Source organism: Bradyrhizobium sp. HKCCYLR20261, assembly GCF_051168435.1.
Classification (GTDB): domain Bacteria; phylum Pseudomonadota; class Alphaproteobacteria; order Rhizobiales; family Xanthobacteraceae; genus Bradyrhizobium.
This window is the reverse complement of sequence record NZ_JBNPUZ010000021.1, coordinates 25,419-41,480: the sequence shown is the minus strand read 5'-3', so window position 1 is coordinate 41,480 and position 16,062 is coordinate 25,419. Positions and strand designations below refer to the sequence as shown.

The 16,062-nt window shown below is 66.9% G+C and carries 17 protein-coding genes; 4 read left to right on the top strand and 13 right to left on the bottom strand.

Annotated elements, in window-relative coordinates:
- Positions 1–50 precede the first annotated feature (50 nt).
- Positions 51–683, bottom strand: coding sequence for an alpha/beta hydrolase (locus ACQR1L_RS31255; RefSeq protein WP_434861761.1), 633 nt, complete (start codon positions 681–683; stop codon positions 51–53).
- Positions 680–1,618 carry a ring-cleaving dioxygenase gene (locus tag ACQR1L_RS31250; RefSeq protein ID WP_434861760.1) on the bottom strand — a complete coding sequence of 313 codons (939 nt, stop codon included), beginning with the start codon at positions 1,616–1,618 and terminating at the stop codon, positions 680–682. Before ACQR1L_RS31250 ends, ACQR1L_RS31255 begins: the two co-directional genes overlap by 4 nt.
- 136 nt (positions 1,619–1,754) lie before the next feature.
- Here ACQR1L_RS31250 and ACQR1L_RS31245 point away from each other — a divergent pair, with 136 nt between their 5' ends.
- The 3 genes from ACQR1L_RS31245 (at position 1,755) to puuE (ending at position 4,525) form a co-directional block, all read left to right on the top strand.
- Positions 1,755–2,648, top strand: a complete 894-nt coding sequence (locus ACQR1L_RS31245; RefSeq protein ID WP_434861759.1) for a LysR family transcriptional regulator — start codon at positions 1,755–1,757, stop codon at positions 2,646–2,648.
- A gap of 90 nt (positions 2,649–2,738) precedes the next feature.
- Positions 2,739–3,095 (top strand): hydroxyisourate hydrolase, encoded by a 357-nt coding sequence (gene uraH, locus ACQR1L_RS31240; RefSeq protein ID WP_434861758.1) that lies wholly within the window; start codon positions 2,739–2,741, stop codon positions 3,093–3,095.
- Positions 3,096–3,100: 5 nt separating this feature from the next.
- Positions 3,101–4,525 carry an allantoinase PuuE gene (gene puuE / locus ACQR1L_RS31235; RefSeq protein WP_434861757.1) on the top strand — a complete coding sequence of 475 codons (1,425 nt, stop codon included), beginning with the start codon at positions 3,101–3,103 and terminating at the stop codon, positions 4,523–4,525.
- A gap of 245 nt (positions 4,526–4,770) precedes the next feature.
- Here puuE and ACQR1L_RS31230 read toward each other — a convergent pair whose 3' ends face one another.
- Together ACQR1L_RS31230 and ACQR1L_RS31225 are read right to left on the bottom strand one after the other, a co-directional pair.
- On the bottom strand, positions 4,771–6,123 hold the full coding sequence (locus ACQR1L_RS31230) for an amidase (protein ID WP_434861756.1): 1,353 nt from the start codon (positions 6,121–6,123) through the stop codon (positions 4,771–4,773).
- Positions 6,110–7,303 (bottom strand): MFS transporter, encoded by a 1,194-nt coding sequence (locus tag ACQR1L_RS31225; protein WP_434861755.1) that lies wholly within the window; start codon positions 7,301–7,303, stop codon positions 6,110–6,112. The genes ACQR1L_RS31230 and ACQR1L_RS31225 overlap by 14 nt, the downstream gene beginning before the upstream one ends.
- Before the next feature lie 29 nt (positions 7,304–7,332).
- Here ACQR1L_RS31225 and ACQR1L_RS31220 point away from each other — a divergent pair, with 29 nt between their 5' ends.
- Positions 7,333–7,674, top strand: coding sequence for a hydroxyisourate hydrolase (locus ACQR1L_RS31220; protein ID WP_434861818.1), 342 nt, complete (start codon positions 7,333–7,335; stop codon positions 7,672–7,674).
- Between the two features lie 194 nt (positions 7,675–7,868).
- On the opposite strand, the gene ACQR1L_RS31215 is transcribed toward ACQR1L_RS31220, so the two are convergent.
- The 9 genes from ACQR1L_RS31215 to ACQR1L_RS31175 form a co-directional block, all read right to left on the bottom strand.
- On the bottom strand, positions 7,869–8,684 hold the full coding sequence (locus ACQR1L_RS31215; protein WP_434861754.1) for an ABC transporter permease: 816 nt from the start codon (positions 8,682–8,684) through the stop codon (positions 7,869–7,871).
- Positions 8,681–9,550 carry an ABC transporter permease gene (locus ACQR1L_RS31210; RefSeq protein ID WP_434861753.1) on the bottom strand — a complete coding sequence of 290 codons (870 nt, stop codon included), beginning with the start codon at positions 9,548–9,550 and terminating at the stop codon, positions 8,681–8,683. The genes ACQR1L_RS31215 and ACQR1L_RS31210 overlap by 4 nt, the downstream gene beginning before the upstream one ends.
- 4 nt (positions 9,551–9,554) lie before the next feature.
- On the bottom strand, positions 9,555–10,601 hold the full coding sequence (locus tag ACQR1L_RS31205) for an ABC transporter substrate-binding protein (protein ID WP_434861752.1): 1,047 nt from the start codon (positions 10,599–10,601) through the stop codon (positions 9,555–9,557).
- A 24-nt stretch (positions 10,602–10,625) separates the two neighbouring features.
- A complete protein-coding gene (locus tag ACQR1L_RS31200; RefSeq protein ID WP_434861751.1) occupies positions 10,626–11,711 on the bottom strand; it encodes an ABC transporter ATP-binding protein in 1,086 nt (361 codons plus the stop codon).
- A 343-nt stretch (positions 11,712–12,054) separates the two neighbouring features.
- Positions 12,055–12,804, bottom strand: a complete 750-nt coding sequence (locus tag ACQR1L_RS31195) for an aspartate/glutamate racemase family protein (protein WP_434861750.1) — start codon at positions 12,802–12,804, stop codon at positions 12,055–12,057.
- Between the two features lie 64 nt (positions 12,805–12,868).
- Positions 12,869–13,321 (bottom strand): DUF3429 domain-containing protein, encoded by a 453-nt coding sequence (locus ACQR1L_RS31190; protein ID WP_434861749.1) that lies wholly within the window; start codon positions 13,319–13,321, stop codon positions 12,869–12,871.
- Positions 13,311–13,505: a DUF2256 domain-containing protein gene (locus tag ACQR1L_RS31185; RefSeq protein ID WP_434861748.1), complete on the bottom strand. Its 195-nt coding sequence runs from the start codon at positions 13,503–13,505 to the stop codon at positions 13,311–13,313. Before ACQR1L_RS31185 ends, ACQR1L_RS31190 begins: the two co-directional genes overlap by 11 nt.
- Before the next feature lie 6 nt (positions 13,506–13,511).
- Complete coding sequence (locus ACQR1L_RS31180) at positions 13,512–14,282, bottom strand: SDR family NAD(P)-dependent oxidoreductase (protein ID WP_434861747.1); 771 nt, start codon at positions 14,280–14,282, stop codon at positions 13,512–13,514.
- Positions 14,283–14,399: 117 nt separating this feature from the next.
- The gene (locus tag ACQR1L_RS31175; RefSeq protein ID WP_434861746.1) at positions 14,400–15,875 is read right to left on the bottom strand and encodes an amidase; all 1,476 of its coding nucleotides are present in this window, start codon (positions 15,873–15,875) and stop codon (positions 14,400–14,402) included.
- Positions 15,876–16,062 lie beyond the last annotated feature (187 nt).

The window sequence follows — 16,062 nt, the reverse complement described above, 5'->3', positions numbered from 1 at the left end:
TGACGGCATTCTCGATCAGGATGCACGCGGGCCGCAAGCGCGGATGAGCGTCATGCCGCCTTTGCCTGCGGCAGTCCCGCGATCCAGTCTCGCGCCAGCACGACGTCCGCCTGCGAGAGCTGATGCCCCGCCGGCAGGATCGTATGGGTCACGTCGGCACCGGCTTCGATCAACTGAGTGCAGAGCTTGGCCGAGTTGCTGGCCGGCACGATCGGATCGGTCTTTCCCGACAGAATCAGCACCGGCGTGCGGGCGAGCTTTGCCGCCGGCGGCTGCGCCAGCGGCACCATCGCGCGGAACAGCACGGCGCCGGCCAGCGCCTCCGGCTGCAGCAGAAGCAGCGCGGCGGCAATGTTCGCGCCGTTGGAGTAGCCGATGGCGAGTGGCGCGCCGATGCCGTAATGCTCACGGGCTTCGCCGATGAACGCGCCGAGTTCCAGCGCGCGCCGGCGGACGTCGTCCTCATCGAACACGCCTTCCGCCAGGCGGCGGAAGAAGCGCGGCATGCCGTGCTCGAGCACCTGCCCGCGCGGCGACAGCAGCGCCGCGCCGGGCGAGAGGGTGGCGCCGAGGGCTAAGAGATCGTTCTCGTCGCCGCCGGTGCCGTGCAGGAGCAGCAATGGTGCTGCTCCTGCATTGCTTCCGGGCTGGAATCGGTGAGTGAAGGACAATGCCTGGGTCATGACGCGGCCTCTTCGAGGTTGGGCAGCACGCCCTCGATCTGCTTGCGGTGCGTCTCGAGGAAGGCGGGCAGCTTCAGGTTTCGTCCGAGCTCGGCGACCGGCTCGTCGACCGCGAAGCCCGGGATGTCGGTCGCGATCTCGAACAGCACGCCGCCGGGTTCGCGGAAGTAGATCGAGCGGAAGTAGTTGCGGTCCTTCTGCTCGGTCGGATGCAGGCCGTGGCGGTCGACGAGCTTCTGCGCCATCACGCCCTGCTCGGCATCATCGGCCGCGCGGAAGGCGATGTGGTGCACCGATCCGGCGCCTTGCGCGCCGCGGAGGAAGCCCTTGGCCTCGTAGATGTCGACCACGCTGCCTTGCGCATCGCCCGGTGCCTTGAAGCGGATCACCGAGCCTTCGCGACCGGCTTCCGCGAAGCCGAACACGTCGGTGAGCACGGCCGCGGTCTTCTCGGCGGAATCGAGCAGCAGGGTGACGCCATGGAAGCCGCGGATGGCATGCTCGGCCGGGATGTCGCCATTGCTGTAGCCGGGCTCGTTCTCGGCGCCGGGGACGCCGACCAGCGCCAGGGCCATGCCGTCGGGATCGGTGAACGGCAGCACGGATTCGCCGAAGCGCTTCTCCAGCGCCTCATAGGCGATGCCCTTTTCGGTCAGGCGCTGCGTCCAGTATCCGAGCGAGCGCTGCGGAACCCGGAACGCGGTCTGGTGCGTCTCGCCGACGCCGCGGCGGCCCGGTCGCACACCGGCCCAGGGAAAGAACGTCAGGATGGTGCCGGGGCGGCCGGTCTCGTCGCCATAATAGAAATGGTAGGTGCCGGGATCGTCGAAATTGACCGTCTTCTTGACGAAGCGCAGGCCGAGATCACGGGTGTAGAAGCCGTAATTCCGGATCGGGTCGCCGGCGATCGCGGTCACGTGGTGCAGTCCGGGCATGTGGGTCTCCTATTGATGGGCCCCGTCAGGGCCGTTGAATTCTTGGACGCAATATTGGTCGGCTTTGATTTGGAGACAATCCGTGCTCTTGTGACGTCTCTGTCTACGATTTGGCGACAATCCTGGCCTGGAGACGATGGACAAGCTCGGCAGCCTCAGGGCGTTCGTGAAGGTGGTCGAAAGCGGCAGCTTCGCCGAGGCCGGCCGGCAGTTGCGGCTGTCGCGCTCGGCGATCTCGAAATATATCGGCGAGCTCGAGCAGAGCCTTGGCGTGCAGCTGATCGTCCGCACCACGCGCCATGCCAGCCCGACCGAGACTGGTCAGAGGTATTTTGAACGTGCGGTTTCCATTCTGGCCGAACTCGACGCCGCCGATCAGGCCGTGAGCCAGTTGCAGGCGGCGCCGCGCGGGCTGTTGCGCGTCAATGCGCCGATGTCGTTCGGCACGATGCGGCTTGGGCCCGTCGTGGCCGATTTCATGGTCCGCTATCCCGAACTGCAGCTGCAGATCGTGCTGAGCGACGACCTGCTCGATCCCGTTCAGGACGGCTTCGACGTCACGTTGCGCATTGCCGAGCTGGAATCGTCGAGCCTGGTGGCGCGGCGGATCATGCCGGTGGACCGGGTGATCTGCGCCGCGCCCGCCTATCTCGCTCGGCACGGCACGCCCGAGAGTCCCGAGGATCTGCGCCGGCATCATTCGCTGACCTATGGCTTCCTGCTGACCGGCAACCAATGGAAGCTCACCGGCCGCGACGGCGATCACTGGATCCAGCCGGCCTGGAGCCTGTGCGTTAACAATGCCGAGGTATTGCGCGACGTCGCGGTGAAAGGGCAGGGGATTGCGCTGATCCCGCATTTCATCGCCGCGGAGGCGCTGGCCAGCGGCGCGCTGACCGCGATCCTGTCCGACTATACGGCGCCGCCATTGGCGCTCTATGCGATCTATCCGCCAACGCGGCATCTCTCCGTCAAGGTGCGGCTGTTCATCGACTTCCTCGTCGAGCGCTTCGGCCGGAGCGAGGCGTGACCACGCATTGGGCTGATGGTGACCGGCAAAACGCCTCGAAGCTTTAACCGGCCGCTGCTAGGCTTGGGCCACAGCAGCAGGGGAGCACGGATGGGCCGTCTCAGCACGCATATCCTGGACACGGTGAGGGGCAAGCCCGCCGCCGATGTCGCGATCGATCTCGATGTCCTCGGGCCCGGTGGCGCATGGCGCCGGATCAAGCAGGTCCGCACCAATGCCGACGGGCGTACCGATGAACCGGTGCTGGCCGGTGACGAGTTCGGCGCCGGCACCTATCTGTTGACGTTTCACATGGGCGACTATTTCAAGGCCCATGGCCTTGCGTCCGGCGAGCCGCCGTTCCTCGACCTGATCCCGCTCCGCTTCACGGTCGCAGACGCCGCCGCGCACTACCATGTGCCGCTGCTCGCGACGCCCTGGAGCTACCAGACCTATCGCGGGAGCTGAAACGAATGAGTGCCGAATATCCGCGCGACATGGTCGGCTATGGCCGCACGCCGCCGCATCCGCGCTGGCCGGGCGATGCCCGCATCGCCGTGCAGTTCGTGATCAACTACGAGGAGGGCGGCGAGAACAACATCCTGCACGGCGACGCCGCCTCGGAAGCATTCCTGTCCGAGATCGTCGGCGCGGCACCGTGGCCGGGCCAGCGCCACATGAACATGGAGTCGATCTACGAGTTCGGCTCGCGCGCCGGCTTCTGGCGGCTGTGGCGGATGTTCACCGCGCGCAAGCTGCCGGTGACGGTGTTCGCGATCGCCACCGCGATGGCGCGCAATCCGGAGGCCGTTGCGGCGATGAAGGAGGCCGGCTGGGAGATCGCCTCGCACGGCCTGAAATGGATCGACTATCGTGACTTTTCAGAAGCCGAGGAGCGCGCCCATATCGAGCAGGCGATCCGCCTGCACACCGAACTCACCGGCGAGCGGCCGCTGGGCTTCTACCAGGGGCGGACCTCGGAGCACACGCTCGACATCGTCCTCGACGAGCAAGGGTTCGTCTACAGCGCCGACTCCTATGCCGACGAACTGCCATACTGGATTCAGGGTCCGCATGGCCCGCAGCTGATCGTGCCCTATACGCTCGACGCCAACGACATGCGCTTCGCGACGCCGCAGGGGTTCAACGCCGGCGACCAGTTCTTCGCTTATCTCAAGGACAGTTTCGACACGCTCTATGCCGAAGGCGCTGAGGCGCCGCGCATGATGTCGGTCGGGCTGCATTGCCGTCTCGTCGGCCGTCCCGGCCGCGCCGCGGCGCTGGCGCGGTTTCTCGACTACATCATGAGCCACGAGAAAGTCTGGGTCGCGACCCGCCTCGACATCGCCCGGCACTGGATCAAGACGCATCCGCCCACGGGCGCGTGGAGGCCGTCGCAGATGTCGCGCGTGCTGTTCGTCGAGCGCTATGGCGACATCTTCGAGCATTCGCCTGAAGTGGCCGACCGCGCCTATCGCGCTGGCCTCTCGGCGTTCGACGACTCCGCGGATGCGCTGCATACGACGCTCATGAACGTGGTCCGCGGCATGAGCCGCGACGAGAAGCTGAAGCTGATCCGGGCGCATCCAGAACTTGCCGGCCGCGAGGCGCTCGCTGGCGAGATGACGAGTGACTCCATCGGCGAGCAGGGCCGGCTCGGCTTCACATCGCTGTCGCGCGCGGAATTCGAGCGCGTCGCCGACATCAACCGTCGCTACCGCGACAAATTCAGCATGCCGCTGATCGTCGCACTCGCCCTGCACGCCGATCGCGCCTCGGTCATCGCCGAGATGGAGCGCCGCATCGGCAACGATATGGACTCCGAGATCGTCAACGCCATCGACCAGATCGGCCACATTACGCGGGCCAGGCTAGCGAAGAAGTTCGAGCAGGGGTGAGGGTGGACAATCTAACCACCTGTGAGTTGGACCCAGGCACTTTCGTCACGGGCAGCGCGCTCCCTCTCCCCGTCCTTCACGGGGAGAGGGTTGGGGTGAGGGGCAGCCACACCCACCGACCCCGCCGAGAGTCCCCCTCACCCGGATTGCATCTTTCGATGCAATCCGACCTCTCCCCGCCTTAGCGAAGCTTCGCTTCGCCCTGGCGGGGCGAGGTAGGCACCGCGCGAGTCGCAATAGAGTACCTAAATCAGACCAGCTAACACGCACTCTGCATTCGCAGCCACATCAAGCAGCAGCCGATCGTGCCCCCGCGCTGTGATCAGTTGCAGACCGAACGGCAGTCCCTGCGAGTTTCTGCCGCAAGGAATCGAGATCGCCGGCACGCCCGCATGGTTGGCGAACGGCGTGAACACCGCATGCGCACGCGGAGTCGCGGGCTTGCCGCCGATCTCTGACGGGCCGAGCTGCGTGAACGGCCACGCGACGCACGGCACGGTCGGCGCGAGCAGCACGTCGATTTCCGTGAAGAACGCCGCGAAAGCGCGCGCGATCCGCGTGCTCGCCTCCAGCGCGCGGCCAACATCGGAGCCGCTCAAGCCAAGGCCGCGCTCGATCTGCTTGGCGATATCGGGATCGAACTGCGCGGGATCGCTGCGGAACGCCTCGCCATAGAGCGCAGCCAGCCCGGCGTGCTGCAACGGCATCACCGCGTCCTCCGCGAGGTCCGCCGGCCAGATCGGATCCTTGTCCACGATCGCCAAGCCGCTGGCGCGGAGCCGATCGACCGCCTGCTGCAAGCCGGCGCTCACCTCGTCGTCGACAGCGACGTCGAGCCCAAGGCGTGGTGAGAACGCCAGCCGCAACGGTGTCCCTGCTGCAGTCGATCGCAAATCAAAGGAGTCCGGGTCGCGTGGATCGGCCCCCGCCATGACTTCGAACGCGAGCCTCGCATCGGCGACATCGGCCGCGATCGGTGCGATCACCGAGATGCGCCAGAACGGCTCGGCAAATCCCGGTCCATACGGGATTGCGCCATAAGACGGCTTGAAGCCGACCACGCCGACATGCGCCGGTGGTCTCCGGCTCGAGCCCCCGGCATCGGTGCCGATCGCGAGCGGCACCAGGCCCGCTGCGACCGCGGCTGCCGGTCCGCCCGAGGAGCCGCCGGGCGTGAGGCGTGGATCGAGCGGATGACGGGTTGGTCCGTATAGCAGCGATGTCGTCACGCCCTTGCAGGCGAATTCCGATGTCGCGCCGATCCCGACGATCACGGCCCCGGCACGTCGCAGCCGCGCGATCGCGATCGCATCCTCGGGCGCAACGAAGTCAGCGAACAGTCGTGAGCCCTGCGTGATGCGCCAGCCCGCGGCCCAGATGTTGTCCTTGACCACGACCGGCACGCCGGCGAGCGGCAACGTCTCGCCGGATGTAACTCGGCGGTCGACAGCTTCGGCGTCCGCGCGCGTTCGCCGCGGATCAGTCGTCACGACAGCGTTGAGGTCACTGGCGGCGATACGCGCCAGCGCCTGCTCGGCCATCTCCATCGCCGTCGTCCGCCGCGCCGTCACGGCGCTTGCGATCTCAGTTGCGCGCATGGGATCGCTCCATCAGCAGCACGGTGGCGCCCGCGGCCGCGGTCAGTCCCAGAACGACGAAGCTGCCGCCGAGGCCGATGCGCGGCGTCAGCACCGCCACCAGCAGCGGCGCCGCGACGAGGCCAAGAAACGACGTGGTGAGCACCGCGCCGGTGGCCTCCGCCACGCGCCCGGGCTTTGCGAGATTGGCGATCTCGGCGATGAAAACGCCATTCCAACCGCTGGCCGTCAGTCCGAACACGAAGGTGAGCAGCACCAGGATCGATCCGCTCAGCAACGGTCCCCACAGGCCGAGCAGCAGCGCGCACACCGCCATGCCCGCGCCCGCCATCACCAGCACGGCGCGCGCCGAGCGCAGCCGCGTCGCGACCGCGCCCCATCCGAGCCGTCCGATCAGGCCCGCGCCTTGCGCCGAGGCCAGCAGCCAGCCGGCCTCGACATGAGAGAGTGCGAGCTCCGAGGTGCCGAAGGAGATGTAACAGGTGTTGAGGATCACCTGCATGCCGCTGAATGGGATCGAGGCGACCGCGAGCGCGGCCATGCGCCGGTCGGAACTGACGAGTTGCAGCCGCTGCCGCAGGCCGAGATACGGCATCGGCGGCAGCTTGACCGCGTAGGCCGGCCGCAGCCGCTCGAAACTGATGAAGCCGATCACGGCGCAGATGATCACCGCGGCATAGGCGGAACTCGGCGCCAGCCCAACCGCGAGCGGCGGCAGCAGCAGCGAGCCGACGACCGCGCCGATCTGGCTGCCGGTCTGCCGGATCGAGAACACCATCGCGCGCTGCTCCGGCGGCACGAGGCGTCCGAGCAGGGCCGCACTCGCCGGCGTTTCCGGCCCGGCGGCTAATCCGAGCACGAGGCCGGCGCCGAGCAAGGCCCAGCCTTGGCCGAGTGTCGCCATCGACATTCCGACGCAGACGGCGACCGCGCACAGCGCCGCGACGCGCAGCGAGCCGATCTTCTGCACCAGGGTGCCGCCCCAGAACGAGGACACCAGGCTGATCGCGAACGCCGCGGTCGAGAACAGCGACAATTCCTCGATGCTGAGTCCGGCGCGCGGCGCGACCGTGCCCGGCGCGAACAGCGCCAGCGACACCAGCGCCTGCAGCGCGGTCATCGCGACGAGGGCAGGCCACAGCGGCGGCGCTGGCGCCGCCTCGGGTTTCGCGTCTATCATGCGGCGACAACCTGATGGCGGAGCACGATATGGCCGGCGGTATCTCGGTTCATGCAGTCGATGTGGCGAACGGGCGCCCGGCGCTCGGCTTGCGCGTCGCGATCTGGCGCGTGGCGCCGGACCGCACGCTGCTCGCCGACGGAGCGCTCGGCGCCGACGGCACCTTGCAGGCGCCGGTCGTCAAGGGCGACGGCGTCATCGCCGGCGAGTATGAGGTGCTGTTCCATATCGGCGAGTTCTTCGGGGCAAACGCGCAAACCAAATTCCTCACCACAGTGCCGTTTCGCTTCGCCATCGACAAGGTCGAGGAGCACTTTCATCTGCCGCTGAAATTCACGCCGTGGGGATATTCGATCTTCCGCGGGGCTTGAGGGCGATATGCCTCCCTCCGTCCTACCCTGATTGAACGAGGTCGCTACCAAGGAGATGCTCGTCATGCCCGGGCTTGTCCCGGGCATCCACGCCTGTCCGCAGTCGCCGATCGACGTGGATGGCCGGGACAAGCCCGGCCATGACGGCGCTATGGAGACGGGCACTAGCCGGCACTGACGAGAGCCAAACAGCCTTAGCCCGTCAGCCGCTTTGACAGCCCCGTCGTCCGCTCCATGATCGCCATCAGCGCCACGGTCGCGATGATCAGCACGCTCGACAGCGCGGCGATGGTGACGTCGAGCTTGCCTTCGAGGTCCTGCCACATCCGGATGGGCAGCATGTCGGTGGCGGCGTCGCGCAGGAACAGCGACACCGGCACATTGTCGAACGACGACATGAAGGCGATGAACGCGCCGGAGATGATGCCCGGGCGGATCAGCGGCAGCACGATGCGGCGGAAGGTATAAAGCCGGGAGGCGCCGAGGATCGCCGAGCTTTCCAGCAAGGTCGGCTCGAGCTGCGCCAATGCCGCCACGGTGTTGCGCACGACATAGGGCACGCAGACGATGGTGTGGCCGATGACGAGCGTGAGCAACGACACCGGCAGGCCGATCAGCGAGAAGAACATCAGCGCGGCGAGACCGAAGGCGAGCGCGGGCAGCACCAGCGGCGACATGAACAGCGAGTCCAGGAGCTTCGCCGTCAATGTTTTCGAGCGCGAGATCGCCAGCGCCGCGGCGACACCGAGCACGATCGAGAGGCCCGTCGACCACAGCGCGACGACGACGCTGTTGCGTGCCGCGAATTGCAGCTGCCAGGCGTTCCATAGTTCGACGTACCAGCGCGTCGAATAGCCCGGCGGCGGGAATTTTAGCGAGAAGCCCGACGTGAACGAGACGATGACCACGACCAGCGACGGCGACACGATCAGGATCAGCGCGAGCACCGCGATCACCGTCATCACGATCTGGAAGCTGAGCGCCTCCCAATTGCGCTGCCGCCCGCTCATCGCGCGTCTCCATAGCCGCGGGCGCGCGGCCCGAGCGTCGAGAACAGCGCGACGATGGCGAGCACGGCGAACAGGAAGATGATTGAGATCGCGGCTGCGAACGGCCAGTTCTGCAACGTCGAGGCCTGCTGATACAGATACATCGGCATGAACAGCATCTGCCCGCCGCCGACCAGCGACTGGGTGATGAAGGCGGTGATCGCCGCGGCGTAAGTGAGAGTGCAGCCGGCGATGATGCCGGGCATCGACAGCGGCAGCATCACCTTGACGAAGGTGCGCCAGCTGCCGGCACCGAGCGACGCCGAGGCATCGGAGAGGTTGGGATCGATGCGGCTGATCGCGGTGATCAAGGGCAGCACCATCAGCGGCATCTGCACCTGCGCCAGGGCCGCCACCAGTCCGCCTTGCGTGTAGATCATGCGCAGCGGCGTGCCGATCAGGCCGAGCGACTGCAGCACGGAGTTGATGATGCCCTGCCGGCCCAGGATCACGATCCAGGCGAAGGTGCGGACCACGACGCTGGTCAGCAGCGGCAGCAGCACGATCATGATGATCAGGGTCTGCACCCGGCTGCCCGAACGCTGGTACAGCCAGGCGATGGGGTAGCCGAGCACGAGGCAGGCGAGCGTCACTTCGGCGCCGAGGAGAAGCGTCGAGCCGAGCACGGCGAGGCTGAAGGGGTCGGTCAGGAACTTGATGTACTGGCCGAGCCCCCACACCGTCGCCGCGGTGTCGTTGTGGAGCGAGAGATAGAGCAGCTGCGCCAGCGGAGCCACGAAGAAGACTGCGAACACCAGGCCTAAGGGCAGTGCGAGCCCCAAGCTGAAGCTGGTCACGTCTCCAGGTGCGGTCGTGGCGCTCTTCATCGCGTCAGATCTTGATGTCGCGGTTGAACTTCTCGATCCAGGACGCGCGCTGCTCGTTGATCTTCTTCCAGTCCTGGAACACGAACTTCTTCTTCAGTTCCGCGGTGTCCTTGGCCAGCACCTTGGCGATCTCGCCGGACATCGCGACCTTGGTGTTGGTCGGCACGATCAGGTAGGGCGGGTTCATCAGGGTCGTCTGCACCTCCGGCGACAGCGCCGCCTCGATCAGCTTGAAGGCGAGCTCCTTGTTCGGCGAGTTCTTGACGATATGGATCGTGGTCTTGAAGGCGATGGCGCCTTCCTTCGGCGCCACGAACTCGACCGGCACGCCGCGCGCTTTCAGGATCTGGATGGCATTGAAATTCCCGGGCGAGATGTCGATCTGGCCCTGCTGGAACAGGGTTGCCAGCGCGCCGGGGTTGGCGGCGACGGCGGCGAGGTTCGGCTTGAGTTCTTCCAGCGCCTTGAAGCCCTCATCGACATTGGCTTCCGAGCCGCCGCGCATGCGCGCGATCTCGACCAGCCAGCCGGTGCCGAGCGTGGAGTTGAGATTGGTGATGCCGACCTTGCCCTTGAACTCCGGCTTCCAGAGATCGGCCCATGACGTCGGCGGCGTCTTCACGGTCTCCGGATTGTAGGTGAGGCCGACGACCTGGAAGAATGGCGCCGGACCCATCGCGTCCTGCGCTTCCGGAATCAGGTCCTTGAAATAGGCGCTCTTGTCGGCCGGGTAGGGCTCGACGAGATCCTGACCGATCGCGACCAGCGCCGGACCGGGATCGTGCAGCATGACGTCGATCGGCGGATTGGCTTTCGCGGCATTGACCTTGGCGATCTGGTCGACCGACAGCATCGGGTCGAGCACGATGGGCGCATCGCCATTGGCCTTGCGGAAGGCGGGCACCAGCACCGCCTTGTGCGCCTCCTCCCAGCTGCCGGTAAAGGTCGCAAACACCAGCGGCCGCGCCTGCGCGAGGCTGAGGCCCGGAAAGGCGTGCATGGCCCCCAGCGTCAAGGCGCTGGTGAGGAGCCGGCGGCGATCAAGCATCATGTTTCACTCCGATATGTTGGTTGTCTATTGCGGGAACACGGTCGCGAGCCCCGGCGCGAGCGGCGCGACGCGCACTGGCGTGCCTGCTTCGCGCAGCGGGGTGTCGCCGGTGCGGGCCTGCGAGATCTTGATGCTCGATCCGTCCTTGGCCTTGATCTCGTGAACCACGGTGGCGCCGAGCGGCAGCGCCATGCCGATCTCGCCGGCAAAGCCGGAGTCGTCGCTGACGAAGGCGAGATGCTCGGGCCGCAGGCACACGATGACCTTGTCTGAGGCACGAACCGGATTTGGCGCACGCGCGATGATCTCGCCGCCCGCCTCCAGGGCGACCTTGACATTGCCCGCGTCGGTCGCGATCACGGTGCCCCTCATCTTGTTCGCGGTGCCGACAAAGGTATTCACGAACAGCGTCTGCGGCTGGTCGTAAATCTCGCTGGGCGTGCCGAACTGCTCCAGATGACCATGGCTGAGGACGGCGACACGATCGGCCATCGACAGCGCCTCCTCCTGGTCGTGCGTCACGATCAAGGTCGTGGTTCCGGCCATGCGCTGCAGCCGCTTGACCTCGATCTGCATGTCCAGCCGCAGATTCTTGTCGAGCGCGGCGAACGGCTCGTCGAGCAGCAGGATCGACGGCTTGATCGCGAGCGCGCGCGCCAGCGCGACGCGCTGCTGCTGGCCGCCGGACAATTGCCGCGGCAGCCGTTCGCCGAACGGCCCAAGCTGCACCATGTCGAGCAGCCGCTGCGCTTCCTTGATGCGCGTCGCCTTGTCGACGCCGCGCGCAGCGAGGCCGTAGCCGACATTCTCGGAGATCGAGAGATGCGGGAACAGCGCGTAGTTCTGGAACACGATGCCGACAGCGCGTCGGTTCGGCGGCAGCGCATCGACCACGTCATTGCCGATGATCACGCGCCCTTCGCTCTGGCCGATGAAGCCGGCGATGATGCGCAGCAGCGTGGTCTTGCCGCAGCCGGACGGGCCGAGCAGCGCGATAATCTCGCCGCCCTTCACATCGAGATTGATGTCGGAGACGGCCATCGTTCCGCTGGCGAAGCGGTGCGTGATCCGATCGAGAACGAGCGACTTGGCTTCCGATACGCTGGCCATTGGGCTTCCTGCTCAACTGAGTTGAAAAAGCAAGAAGCGTGCCGCCTTTTGAGGCAGCGAGGGCCATTTGTGTACAAGCGAGCGGGTGGGCGGTATGGAAGTGTGTGGCGAGGTGCGACGCTCGATCTAAGTGCACGCAGTCAGCTCATGCCCGCCTCTCTCCACGTCATTCCGGGGCGCCCGAAGGGCGAGCCCGAAATCCATACCCACAGGCAGTTGTTGGAGAGCGAGATGCTCGTGGGTATCGCCAAAGACAGTCGTGGTTATGGATTCCGGGCTCGCGCTGACGCGCGCCCCGGAATGACGGTGTGGAGAGAGACGGGGCACCTCGTCGTTCGCCGAACTACAAATCGCTATGCTCCAGCCGGGCAGCCAGCGCCTCCGGTAATCCCGTCGTCGGCTTGGCCGCCGGACGCCGGAACGTCCCGGCTGTCGCTTTGCGCATTTTCAGCGCCAGCAGTGCCTCGGCCTGCTTCACCGCCGCGATCACCTGATCGACCACCGGCACGGGAATGCGATGCGCAACGCGGGCCGCAAGCCCCGACAGCGGCGCGCCGGCGAAGATCAGCACGTCGGCGTCGTTCTCCTCGACCGCGCGTAGCGCCAGCTCGACCAGCAGTTCCTCCTTCTCATGCTGCACGTCGGAGATCTGCTTGAAGCTGCCATCGAGCATGCGGATGCCGGCGCAGCGCTCCATCAGCCCGTGCATGCGCACGCACTCCTCGTACCAGGGCCCGAGCGCCTGCGCGAAGGTGACGATCGCGAAGCGCCGTCCCGCCATGCACGCCGTCAGCATCGCCGCTTCAGCAAGGCCGATCACCGGCACGTCGAACAGCTCGCGCGCCGCGAACAGGCCGGGATCGCCGAACGCGGCGATGATCGCGGCATCGAACGTGCCGTTGCGCTCCGCCAGCATCTCCAGCGCCACCGCGCCGCCGATCTGCGCCTCGGCGCGGGTGGCGATGTACGGCACGCCGCGCGGCGCCGTGCACGGGATCAGATTTGTGCCGGGAGCCGCAGCGTCGCGGCCGACCTGCAGCATCAGGTCGGTGATGTCGGAGCGGATGTTGGGATTGAGCAGCAGGATGTTCATGGCGCCTCGCGAAAGTTACGCGAGCTTGCCAGGGGAAACGCCGCATTGTCCAGGACGGCGGCTGTCAGCGCGCCGTCTTGACCAGGATGGTGATGAGCGAGGCGAGCAGCGATAACGTCGCGCCAGCCGTCAACACCCGCCGCAGCTTCAGCAGCCAGGCCTGCGACGCATCAGCGCTGAAGCTGAACTCATCGAATACCAGCGCTGCCAACAGCGAAGCCGTGAGCAGCACCAGGGCCGGCAGTGGCGGCAGCAGCAGTGCGACCCAGCCGAGCAATGACGGCGTCACGCCCCAGGCCATGCGCGGCCAGCTCGCCAGCGCCGGCGTCTGCACGGCTGCGCCCCAATGCAGCGCGCCCAGGAAGCTCACGATGACCGCGCCGTAGCCGATCTGCGCGCGCAGGGCCGAAGCGCGGATCGTCTCATCGCCGGTGATGACGATGATGGCGAGGCCGACGAACGGGATCAGTCCGGCCAGGCCGAGGCTTCGCATTGGTGCCGGAATGTCAGACAGCATGCGAGCGTCCCCTGGTCGCGGTCGATGCAGCGGCAGCCACTCGACCACGATCCGACCGGCAGCGATCCGAGCAGTACTTCACCTCGTCCCAGTCGCGAGTCCATTTGCGCCGCCACGCGAAGGGGCGGCCGCAGCAGGCGCAGATCTTGGTCGGAAGGTCGGCCTTGCGCCGCATCTTAGGCATTACGCATCACCACGGCACCGGCATGCCGCGCCAATCGTGGAAGCTGCCTGAGTCCTTTGCCGCGAGCCGGTCGATCACGCCGAGCAGATGCCGCGCGGCCTCGGCCGGGGCGAGGCCGGCGGCCGGGGCGAACGGCGCCGAGAGCCGCGTCGCCACGGTGCCGGGATGCAGCGCGATGCAGACGGCCTCGGGCGCGCGGCGCGCCAGCTCAATGGACGCGCAATGCACCAGCTGGTTCAGCGCCGCCTTGGACGCGCGATAGCCGTACCAGCCACCGAGCCGGTTGTCGCCGATCGAGCCGACCCGCGCCGACAGCGCCGCGAGCGTCGCCTTGCCGCTGCGCGGCAGGCAAGGCAGCAGATGCTTCATCAGCAGCGCCGGACCGATGGCATTGATGGCGAAGGCGCGGGCGAGGCGCTGGGCATCGAGCTCGCGCCAGCTCTTCTCCGGCAGCACGTCGCCGTCGTGCAGCATGCCCGTCGCAATGATCACGAGCCGGAGTTCGCCGGCGGCCGCGAGCGTTTCGGCTGCGCGTGCGACGCTCGCCTCGTCGGTCAGGTCGAAACGGGGATCGCCGGCCCGGCTGAAGCCGAGCACGCTGTTGAAATGACCGCTCTCGGTCAGGGCCGCGCTGAGGGCTCCGCCGATGCCGCCGCTCGCGCCGAATACCGCGGCGACGCCGCCGTGCGGAAACGAGTCCAGCCGGACCGTGTGCCGGCGCGCCTCGGTCCCTGCAGCGCCGTTACGTGTCGCGGTCGCGATCAGCTGATCGGTCACGTCCATCCTCGCCGGTAACGCGCGGCGCCGAGTCTCGAGCCCAGCACCGTCCACCGTCACCAACGCTTCACCGGCGATGTCGGATCATCGCCGGGCCGGAAACATGGGGGCGCGCCATCACCCCTTGGTGACGTGCACCGCCGGCGTCGCGCCGGCGTTCCACTGGCCGCCGATCGCGCGTTCGATCTGGGCCGCCAGTTGCAGCAGCAGGCCGTCATCGGCCTGCTTGCCGATCGCCTGGATGCCGAGCGGCAGGCCGTGCTCATTGGTCGCGAGCGGCAGCGAAATCGCCGGAATGCCGCAGAGATTGGCGAGCGGCGTGAAGGCGAAGTTGCGCCAGAGATTCTCGAACCAGTCGAGCACGGACGGATTGTCGCTGATGGTGAGATATTCGGTGGTGCCGATCTTCGGCGTCGGCAGCGCCGTGATCGGGGTCAGGATGATGTCCCAGTCCTCGAAGAACGCGCCGAAAGCGCGCGAGGTGGTGTTGAACACCGCCTGCATCGCGGCGCGCTCGGCGAAGCTGGTGCCCTTGCCCGCTTCCCAGATCCGGATGTTGATCGGCTCGATCAGATCGGCCGGCGGCCGGTCGAGCTTGCGCGATGCCAGTAGGTTGTTGATGACGATCGCGAAGTTCGAGATGTAGCAGGTGGTCTGCGCCGCGAACGCCGCGCGATAGTCGACATCCGGCAGCGCATAGGCGACGTGATGGCCAAGGCCTTCGAGAAACTTGCCGACGCGCTCGAGCTCGGCCGCGATGTGCGGCGTGGCGCGGTAGTCGCCCCATTGGTGCGACAGCGCGATCTTGAGCTTGCCGGGATCGCGCTTGATCAGCTCGGTGTACGGCTCCGGCGTCGTCCAATACGGCATGAACTCGCCCGGCGCGCCGCCGCGGCAATGATCGACGAAGGCGGCGGTGTCGCGCACGCTGCGCGACTGGCAGCCCTGGATCGAGACGAGGCCGGTGAGATCCGACAGATGCGGCGCGATCGAGAACACGCCGCGCGAGACCTTCAGACCGATATTGCCGTTGACGCCAGCGGGAATACGGATCGAGCCGCCGCCATCGGTGGCATGCGCGATCGGTACCACGCCGGCGGCAACCATCGCCGCGCTGCCGGCTGAGGAGCCGCATGTCGTGTAGTCGGTATTCCAGGGATTGCGGGTGACGTAGACGGCGGGGTTTTCTGCCGAACTGCAGACGCCGAATTCCGGCGTCGTGGTGCGGCCCATCAGATTGAGGCCGGCCTTGCGCATCTTCGCGGTGAGATGCGTGTCGGCGGTCGGGCGGTTGCCGCGCATGAACAGCGAGCCCTGCTCCTGCAGCCGGCCGGCCATGGTCGGCCCGAGATCCTTCATCAGGAACGGCAGGCCCGCGAACGGACCGTCAGCATTGGCGCCGGCCTTGATCGGATCGTCGACCGCGTCGGCGAACACCTCGACCACGCCCGACAGCGCCGGATCGACCTTGGCGATGCCTTCCGCGGCCTGCTTCGCCAGTTCGGCCGGCGTCAGCTCGCCCTTCCGCACACGCTCCGCCAGCGCCACGCCATCATGCCGGGTCCACTCGTCCCAGCTCATCGCCAAAGTCATTCTGATCCGATCCTTCGCGCCGCGATCATCGGCCCTCAAGGGCCTGATCCGTCGCAGTTGATTGTTCCCGGCGGCGCGAACCTTAGTGGGCGGGGGTCCCAAGTCAATCAAACGCACTGCATGCCGCCAATACGGGATGCTCATGCGGCATCGCCTACCGCTGGCGCGTCGAGGAATTAACGAATGA